Annotated in this window: 7 protein-coding genes and 1 pseudogene; 5 read left to right on the forward strand and 3 right to left on the reverse strand. The window is 68.1% G+C overall.

The genetic code is table 11. The annotated features are described in order from the left end of the window. Positions 1-92 precede the first annotated feature (92 nt). Positions 93-2,063 (reverse strand): acetate--CoA ligase, encoded by a 1,971-nt coding sequence (acs, locus tag AB0M65_RS39085; protein ID WP_364040076.1) that lies wholly within the window; start codon positions 2,061-2,063, stop codon positions 93-95. 100 nt (positions 2,064-2,163) lie between these two features. After that, the gene (locus tag AB0M65_RS39090; RefSeq protein WP_364040079.1) at positions 2,164-2,742 is read right to left on the reverse strand and encodes a GNAT family protein; all 579 of its coding nucleotides are present in this window, start codon (positions 2,740-2,742) and stop codon (positions 2,164-2,166) included. Positions 2,743-2,857: 115 nt separating this feature from the next. On the opposite strand from AB0M65_RS39090, the gene AB0M65_RS39095 reads away from it, so the two are divergent. From AB0M65_RS39095 to AB0M65_RS39115, 5 genes are all read left to right on the forward strand, one after another. Further along, a complete protein-coding gene (locus AB0M65_RS39095; protein WP_364040082.1) occupies positions 2,858-3,355 on the forward strand; it encodes a phosphoribosyltransferase in 498 nt (165 codons plus the stop codon). Then, positions 3,352-4,083 (forward strand): oxidoreductase, encoded by a 732-nt coding sequence (locus AB0M65_RS39100; protein ID WP_364040085.1) that lies wholly within the window; start codon positions 3,352-3,354, stop codon positions 4,081-4,083. The genes AB0M65_RS39095 and AB0M65_RS39100 overlap by 4 nt, the downstream gene beginning before the upstream one ends. Positions 4,084-4,251: 168 nt before the next feature. After that, complete coding sequence (locus AB0M65_RS39105) at positions 4,252-5,010, forward strand: 3-hydroxybutyrate dehydrogenase (protein WP_364040088.1); 759 nt, start codon at positions 4,252-4,254, stop codon at positions 5,008-5,010. 26 nt (positions 5,011-5,036) lie between these two features. Continuing rightward, complete coding sequence (locus AB0M65_RS39110) at positions 5,037-6,353, forward strand: MFS transporter (protein WP_364040091.1); 1,317 nt, start codon at positions 5,037-5,039, stop codon at positions 6,351-6,353. Then, positions 6,350-8,185 carry a GAF domain-containing protein gene (locus AB0M65_RS39115; protein ID WP_364040094.1) on the forward strand — a complete coding sequence of 612 codons (1,836 nt, stop codon included), beginning with the start codon at positions 6,350-6,352 and terminating at the stop codon, positions 8,183-8,185. The genes AB0M65_RS39110 and AB0M65_RS39115 overlap by 4 nt, the downstream gene beginning before the upstream one ends. A gap of 14 nt (positions 8,186-8,199) precedes the next feature. Here AB0M65_RS39115 and AB0M65_RS39120 read toward each other — a convergent pair. Further along, positions 8,200-8,370 (reverse strand): annotated as a pseudogene (locus tag AB0M65_RS39120) (tannase/feruloyl esterase family alpha/beta hydrolase); the annotation flags it as partial. Positions 8,371-8,546 lie beyond the last annotated feature (176 nt).

The raw sequence follows: 8,546 nt of genomic DNA on the forward strand, positions 1-8,546 counted from the left end.
CGACGCGGGGTGTGGTTGGTGTGGTTGATGTCATGTGGGGTCCCCATAGGACGAAATTTGTCCTATGGGGACCCCTCATGACACTTGAGCAGCTATTCCTCCGACTTGCCGGACTTCAGACCCGAAGAAATCAGGTCCATCACCGACGAGTCGGCCAGTGTGGTGACGTCGCCGACCTGGCGGTTCTCGGCGACGTCGCGCAGCAGACGGCGCATGATCTTGCCGGAACGCGTCTTCGGCAGTTCCTGCACGACCAGGATCTGCCGCGGCTTCGCGATCGGCCCGATCTCCTTGGCGACGTGGTTGCGCAGCTCCTGCACGGCCTTCTCGCCGCCGTCGACCGCGTTGCCGCGCAGGATGACGAACGCGACGATGCCCTGTCCGGTGGTCGGGTCGGTCGCGCCGACGACGGCGGCTTCGGCCACGGTCGGATGCGAGACCAGCGCGGACTCGACCTCGGTGGTCGAGATGCGGTGCCCGGACACGTTCATCACGTCGTCGACCCGGCCCAGCAGCCAGATGTCGCCGTCGGCGTCGTACTTCGCGCCGTCACCGGCGAAGTAGTAGCCCTGGTCGGCGAAGCGGGACCAGTAGGTCTCGCGGAAACGCTCTTCGTCGCCCCAAATGCCGCGCAGCATCCCCGGCCACGGCTTGTCGAGCACCAGGTAACCGCCGCCGCCCTTGCCGACCTCGTTGCCCTGGTCGTCGACGACCTTCGCCGAGATACCCGGCAGCGCCTTCTGCGCGGAGCCCGGCTTCGTGGAGGTGACACCCGGCAGCGGCGAGATCATGATCCCGCCGGTCTCGGTCTGCCACCACGTGTCGACGATCGGCGCGGAGTTCGCGCCGACGTTTTCGCGGTACCAGATCCACGCTTCGGGGTTGATCGGTTCGCCGACGCTGCCGAGCACACGCAGCGAGGAGAGGTCGTACTTCTCCGGGATCTCGTTGCCCCACTTCATGAACGTGCGGATCAACGTGGGCGCGGTGTAGTAGATGGAGACCTTGTGCTGCTGGACGATCTCCCAGTGACGGCCCTCGTGCGGGGTGTTCGGCGTGCCTTCGTAGACGACCTGCGTCGTCCGGTTCGCCAGCGGCCCGTACACGATGTAGGTGTGCCCGGTGATCCAGCCGATGTCGGCGGTGCACCAGTAGACGTCTTCGCCTGCCTTGTGGTCGAAAACGTTGTGGTGCGTGTACGCCGCCTGGGTCAGGTATCCGCCGGAGGTGTGCAGGATGCCCTTCGGCTTACCGGTGGTGCCGGAGGTGTAAAGGATGAAGAGCGGATGCTCGGAGTCGAACGCCTGCGGCGCGTGCTCCGCGGACTGGCTGTCGACCAGTTCGTGCCACCAGAGGTCGCGGCCTTCGGTGATGGGCACCTCGTCGCCGGTACGGCGGACGACGATGATCTTCTCGACCGATTCAGCGCCTTCGAGCGCTTCGTCGACATTGGCCTTCATCGGGGCGGCCTTGCCGCGGCGGTACTGGCCGTCGGTGGTGATGACGACCCTCGCCGCCTGGTCGTCCACCCGGGATCGCAGCGCTGTCGGGGAAAAACCACCGAAGACGACACTGTGCAAAGCGCCGATGCGGGCGCACGCGAGCATCGCGACGATTGCTTCGGGGACCATCGGCATCTGGATGGCGACCCGGTCGCCCGCGGCGAGGCCAAGGGACTCAAGGGCGTTCGCGGCCCGGGAAACCTCGTCCTTCAGCTGTGCGTAGGTGATGTCGCGGTTGTCGCCGGGCTCGCCGACCCAGTGGATGGCGACCTGGTCGCCGTACCCGTCGGCGACGTGGCGGTCGACACAGTTGTAGGCGACGTTCAGCTTCCCGCCCACGAACCACTTCGCGACCGGCGCAGTGGTCCAGTCCAATACCTGCGACCACTTCGTGTCCCAGTGCAATCGCTCGGCCTGCTTGGCCCAGAACGCTTCCCGGTCGGCCTCGGCTTCGGCGTAGAAGTCGGCGGTGGCATTCGCTTGTGCGCTGAAGGTCTCGCTCGGGGGGAAGGTCCTGCTCTCCGTGAGCAAATTGTCCAGTGCCGGCGACTGCTCGGTCATGGTGCGATGCCTCCTGTGATTCGCGTGTCTTCACGCCCGTTGGCACGCTATCGACGTTACGACGCGAAGTAAAAGGTTGCACCGTGGTTGTGCGCGGCTTTCATCCGCTTGAGGCCAAGGCGGTACGGACCGCCGGCCATTCTGGTCCGGTGACGGAGTAGACAACGGTGTCACGGACGGTTCCGTCCGGCCGGACGCGGTGCGCGCGCAGCACGCCTTCCCGTTGCGCGCCCAGACGTTCGATCGCCTTCTGCGACCGCAGGTTGCGGATGTCGGTCTCCCACGCGACGCGGTGTGCGCCGAGGTCGTCGAAAGCGTGGCGTAGCAACAGGAGTTTCGACTCGCGGTTGAGCCCGGTCCGGTGCCAGGGCGTGCCGATCCACGTGTAGCCGAGGGAAAGGGTCTTGTGCCGCGCGCTGATCCCGTAGAACGACGTCGTCCCCGCGACCTCGCCGGTGCGCGTGTCGAGCTGCGCCCAGGCACGGCGGCCGGTGTCGGCGAGGATGTCGTCGACCATCGCTTCGGCCGCGGCGACGTCGCGCGGCTGCCGGAGGCTGAGCCAGGTCCAGATCTCCGGGTCGGCCCCCGCTTCGAACAGGCCCTTCGCGTGGCCGGGGGTCAGCGGTTCGAGGCGGACGCGCTCGCCGGTCAGGGTCGCGTGGTGGTTCCAGTCGTTCACGATGCCGACCGTATGCCCTGGTAATGGCCTTGCTGGAGATCCATTTCCGAAGCATTCGAGAAGGCCACTGAGCCGTTGCCTATGCTCGCGGGAACGATCGAGAAGGCGAGGCAGCATGGCCGAGGAGCGGGAAGAACTCACTTGGGAGTTGTTCGGGACGGCCAGCAGGGAGCTGGCGCAAACCGTCGCCGACGACGGCTTCGAGCCGGACCTGATCCTGTCGATCGCGCGTGGCGGGCTGTTCGTCGCGGGCGCGCTCGGCTACGCGCTGGACGTGAAGAACCTGCATGTGATGAACGTCGAGTTCTACACCGGCGTCGACCAGCGCCTCGACCTGCCGGTGATGCTGCCGCCGGTGCCGAACGTCGTCGACCTGACGAAGAAAAAGGTGCTCGTCGCCGACGACGTCGCGGATACCGGTGCGACGTTGAAGCTGGTCCGCGACTTCTGCGCCGACCACGTCGCCGAGGTGCGCTGCGCGGTCGTCTACGAGAAGCCGCGCTCCGAGGTCAAAGGCGAGTACGTCTGGAAGCATACGGACCGGTGGATCAACTTCCCGTGGTCGGTGCAGGCGCCGGTCGTGCGGCGCGCGGGTCAGGTGCTGGACGCGTGACGGATCCGCTGAAGCCGCTGCTGGACCTCGAAGGCGTCGCGGCGGCCGCGAAAGCGGCGCAGGACGCGGTGTTCGCCGTCCACCGGCTGCCCGCGAACCTGCGTGGCGGCGCGGCGACGGCCGCCGAAGCGTCCGTGCGGTCGGCGCGGGCGTCGGCCGGGATCGAAGGCGCCGCACCCGAACTGCCGGAATCCGGCGAAGTGACCGATCCGGTGCTGACGGGGGCGTTGCGCGTCGCCGAGACGCTGGAGGGCCTGCTCCCGACGTGGCGGCGCGCGCCACTGCAGGCACTGGCGCGGCTGCATCTGCTCGCCGCTTCGGATCTGGTGTCGGATCCCGACGCGCTGGGGCGGCCGCGGTCGTCCGGCGATGTCGGGCGGCGGCTGGAGATGCTGGCGCAACTGGTCACCGGCGCGACGTCGGTCCCCGGTCCGGTGCTGACCGCCGTCGTACACGGGGAACTGTTGGCACTCAAGCCTTTCGGTTCCGCGGACGGCGTCGTCGCGCGGGCGGCGGCGCGGCTTTCGGCGGTGGCGACCGGCCTGGACCCGAAGGCGCTGACGGTCCCCGAGGTCGCGTACTTCCGGCGAGTGCCGAAGTACCTCGAAGCCGCTTCGGCCTTCAGTGCCGGGACTCCCGAGGGCGTCCGGGCCTGGCTGCTCTTCTCGTGCGAAGCCTTCGAAGCCGGTGCCCGGGAGGCGAAGTCGATCTCGGACGCGGCGGGCTGACCTCCGCCCCTCCCGCAATTAGTCCTCTGGTTGCGGTAGTTCGCACCACCAACTACCGCAACTAGAGGACTAATTGCGGGGAGTGTGGTGAGGGGCCATGGGATCTTGAGTAGGTGTAGTGCGTAACCACATGGCTTAAGTGCCGGGAGCGACCTAACGTCGTCGGGCATGAGTGGTGCGTATCACAGCGATCTGGCCGGGAAGTCCGCGCTGGTCACGGGCGCGGCGAGCGGGATCGGGCTGGCCTGCGCCGAAGCGCTCGCCGAAGCCGGGGCCAAGGTCCACCTCGTCGACATCGACGACGCCGTCGAGAAGGCGGCGGCCGAGGTCGACGGCATCGCGCACGTCGCCGACCTCACCGACGCGCGGGCCGTCGAAGCCCTCCCGGCCGAGATCGACATCCTTGTCAACAACGCCGGTTTCCAGCACATCGCGCCGATCCACGAGTTCCCGCCGGAGACGTTCATCCGGCTCCAGTCGCTCATGGTCACCGCACCGTTCCTGTTGATCCGCCGGGTACTTCCCCAGATGTACGAACGCGGCTGGGGCCGTGTCGTCAACATGTCCAGCGTCCACGGTCTCCGCGCGAGCCCGTTCAAATCCGCGTACGTCACCGCGAAGCACGCACTCGAAGGCCTCTCCAAGGTCGCCGCGCTCGAAGGCGCGGAACACGGCGTGACCAGCAACTGCGTCAACCCCGGCTACGTCCGGACCCCGCTGGTCACCGGCCAGCTCCAGGCGCAGGCCGAGGAGCACGGCCTCGAACGCGACGCCGTCATCGAGCAAGTCCTGCTGCGCCGCTCGGCGATCAAACGGCTCATCGAACCCGAAGACGTCGCCGCGTGCGTCCTCTGGCTGTGCGGTCACCACGCCGACCATGTCACCGGCACCTCGATTCCCCTCGACGGCGGCTGGACCGCCGCGTGAACTCCCACCAAGGAAAGGACGTCCCGGTGACCACGCAGAACCGCGGCTCGATCGCGAAGGTCGTCAGCGCCAGTCTCATCGGAACGACGATCGAGTGGTACGACTTCTTCCTCTACACCTCCGCCGCGGCGCTGGTGTTCGGCAAATTGTTCTTTCCCACCAACGATCCGCTGACCGGCACGCTGCTCGCGTTCCTCACCTACGCCGTCGGTTTCCTCGCGCGGCCGATCGGCGGGCTGGTGTTCGGCCACTTCGGTGACCGCGTCGGCCGCAAGAAGCTGCTGGTGCTGAGCCTGCTGCTGATGGGTGGTTCGACCTGCGCGATGGGTGTCCTCCCGACGTACGCCAGTGTCGGTGTCCTGGCGCCGATCCTGCTCACACTCCTGCGGCTGGTGCAGGGTTTCGCCCTCGGCGGTGAATGGGGTGGCGCGGTGCTGATCGTCTCCGAGCACGGTGACGACAAGCGCCGCGGGTTCTGGGCGTCGTGGCCACAATGCGGCGCGCCGGGCGGGAACCTGCTGGCGACGGCGGTTTTGACGATCCTCGCGGCGACACAGACGGACGAGGCGTTCCTCAGCTGGGGCTGGCGGATCCCGTTCCTGCTCTCCGGGGTGCTCGTGATCATCGGCCTGTGGATCCGCCTCGCGGTCAGCGAATCGCCGGTGTTCCTCGCCGCGCGGGCGAACAGCGAGCCCGAACACGCGCCGGTCGTCGAGGTGTTCAAGAAGAGCTGGCGCGCGGTGCTGATCACGATCGGCTCGCGGATGGCGGAAAACGTTTCGTACTACGTGATCACCGCGTTCATCCTCGTCTACGTCACGACCGGGTTGAGCCTGCCGAAATCGGTGGGACTCAACGCGGTGCTCATCGGCTCGGCCGTGCACTTCGTGACGATTCCCTTGTGGGGCATCCTTTCCGACCGTATCGGACGACGCCCGGTGTACCTCTTCGGCGCGATCGGCATGGCGGCGTGGAGTTTCGCGTTCTTCGCGATGCTCGACACGAAGAACCCGGGTGTCATCATTCTCGCGGCGACCGTCGGGCTGATCCTGCACGGCGCGATGTATGGCCCGCAGGCCGCGTTCTTCTCCGAACAGTTCCCGACGCGGATCCGCTACACCGGCCTTTCGGTCGGCGGGCAGCTGTCGTCGATCGCGGCAGGCGCGGTGGCGCCGCTCATCGCGGTCGCGTTGTTCAAGAAGTTCGGCAGCACGATCCCGGTCTCGCTCTACGTCGTCGCGATGTGCGCGCTGACCGTGATCGCGTTGCTCGTCGCCCGCGAGACCAAGGGTGAGTCCCTCCACGCGGAAGTTCTCACGGAGCGCGCTCACGTGTCAGCATGACCGCTGTGGACAGTTCCGCGCAGTTGCGCCGGCTGCTCGAACTGCTCGCCTCCGGGGCGGGCAGCGAGCAGCTGGCGCACGTCCCGGTCGATCCGAAGGCGACCGAGCTGGCGCTGCGGATCCGGGACACGGTCGCCGAGCACCGGCGGCGCGAGGCGGAGCTGGCCGCGTTGTTCGACACGGCCAGCGACCTCGCCCGGCTCGACGATCCGGACGCCGTCCTGCGCTCGATCGTGCGGCGGGCGCGGGCACTGCTCGGCGTGGACGTCTCGTATCTCAGTCTCAACGACGAAACCGAGGGCAACACCTACATCCGGGTGACCGATGGTTCGGTTTCGGCCTTGTTCCAGGACATCGCGCTGGGGATGGGTGACGGGCTCGGTGGGCTGGTCGCGCAGACGGCGCGGCCGTACGCGACGTCGGACTACTTCAACGACAAGCGGTTCCACCACACGTCGTCGATCGACACCGGTGTGCTTGACGAGGGGCTGACCGCGATCCTCGGGGTGCCGCTGGCGATCGGCAGCAAGGTCATCGGTGTCCTGTTCGCCTCGGACCGGACCGCACGGGAGTTCTCGCCCGAAGAGGTCGCGCTGCTGTCCTCGCTGGCCGACCACGCGGCGATCGCGCTGGACAACGCGCATTTGCTCGATGAGACGCGGCGCGCGGTCGCCAAGTTGAACGCCGCCAACGCGACGATCAGCGCGCACAACGACGCGATGCGCCGTGCGGGGGACGCGCACGACCGGCTGATGGATCTCGTGCTGCGTGGTGGTGATCTGGCCGAGGTCGCCGCCGCGGTCGCGGGGGTGCTCGGCGGCGGCATCGCCGTCTACGACGCGGACGGCGTTGTCCTGGCCTCGACGGCCGGGGAGCCGCGCCTCTCGCGGACCGCCGTCTCGGCGTCGCGGGCCAGCGGCCGCGCGGTGTCCACCGAGGACGGCTGGGTCTGCGCTGTCCAGGCCGGGCAGGAGTTCCTTGGCAGTCTGGTGCTGGGTGGCGGGCCGCCGCTCGGCGAGGCGGACCGGCGGCTGTTCGAACGGGCGGGCGTGGTCACCGCGGTCTTGCTGATGCAGCGGCGATCCGTCGCGCGAGCCGAAGACGAGGTGCGTGGGGAACTGCTGTCGGATCTGCTCACCGCGCCGGGTCGCAATCCCGCCGCCTTGATGGCGCGAGGTCGTCGACTGGGGGTAGATTTGTCGACACCGCATGCTGTTCTGATCGCGCATTCCGGCGACGTCTCACGGCGACGGCTGGCCGCGGCCGCCGCCCGCCGCGCCGATCTGGTCGGTGTCCACGCCGACGAAGTCGTCCTGCTGGTCCGGGGAGACGATCCCGGTGCGCTGGCGCGGTCCGTCGCCGCGGAACTCGCGTCCACAATGGACTGTGTGGTCACGGTCGGTGCGGCGGGCCCCGCCGCTTCCCCGCGAGCACTCGCCGAGGCGCACGCCGAAGCCGCGCGCTGCGTCACGTCCCTGCTGGCACTCGGCCGGGCGGGGGAAGGCGCGAGCCTGGCCGACCTCGGGTTCGTCGGCCTGCTTTTGGGTGAGCACGCCGATCTGGCCGCGTATGTGACGGCCACGATCGGGCCGGTGCTCGGCTACGACGAGCGGCGCGGCACGGATCTGATCGGCACCTTGCGGGCGTATTTCTCCTGTGGCGGCAATTTGACGCGTGCGAAGGACCTGCTTCACGTGCACGTCAACACCGTCGTGCAGCGGCTGGACCGCATCGCTTCACTGCTCGGCGAGGAGTGGCAAACACCCGAGCGCGCGCTGGAACTTCAGCTCGCGCTCAGGCTGCACCGGCTCACCGATGACCGAAGCGGATGACCACGGAGAAGTCAGCCGGGAACGCCTTTGGGGACGGGAAAACCGGTCGATGTCAGACCGGCCCAGTCGGCTTGGAACGTGTGCCCGGTGGCGAGTGTGCCGGTGGTGGTCAGATCGTCCAAACAGGACATTTGTTGCTTCGCGGCCCCAGGGGCGCGCACCGACGCGCATCCGCTCGCCGCCACTGTGGTGGTCGTCCACGTGGGAACCCGGCGGCGCTTTCGGCCGGTGGGGCGATGACTTCGGTGCGCGGCGGCGAAGTGGCGGCTAGGGCGTGTCTGCTAATTGCGGACGCGGTGGTGGATGACCAGGCATGCCAGGAGAACTCCGCCGAGGTAAGTGGTGGCGTACTTGTCGTAGC

Source organism: Amycolatopsis sp. NPDC051071, assembly GCF_040682875.1.
In the GTDB taxonomy this organism is placed as follows: Bacteria; Actinomycetota; Actinomycetes; order Mycobacteriales; family Pseudonocardiaceae; genus Amycolatopsis.

Bases quoted from the DNA above. Each gene is read 5' to 3' on its own strand.
- acs (WP_364040076.1), bottom strand. From the start codon at position 2,063: ATGACCGAGCAGTCGCCGGCACTGGACAATTTGCTCACGGAGAGCAGG.
- AB0M65_RS39095 (WP_364040082.1), top strand. From the start codon at position 2,858: ATGGCCGAGGAGCGGGAAGAACTCACTTGGGAGTTGTTCGGGACGGCC.
- AB0M65_RS39105 (WP_364040088.1), top strand. From the start codon at position 4,252: ATGAGTGGTGCGTATCACAGCGATCTGGCCGGGAAGTCCGCGCTGGTC.
- AB0M65_RS39115 (WP_364040094.1), top strand. From the start codon at position 6,350: ATGACCGCTGTGGACAGTTCCGCGCAGTTGCGCCGGCTGCTCGAACTG.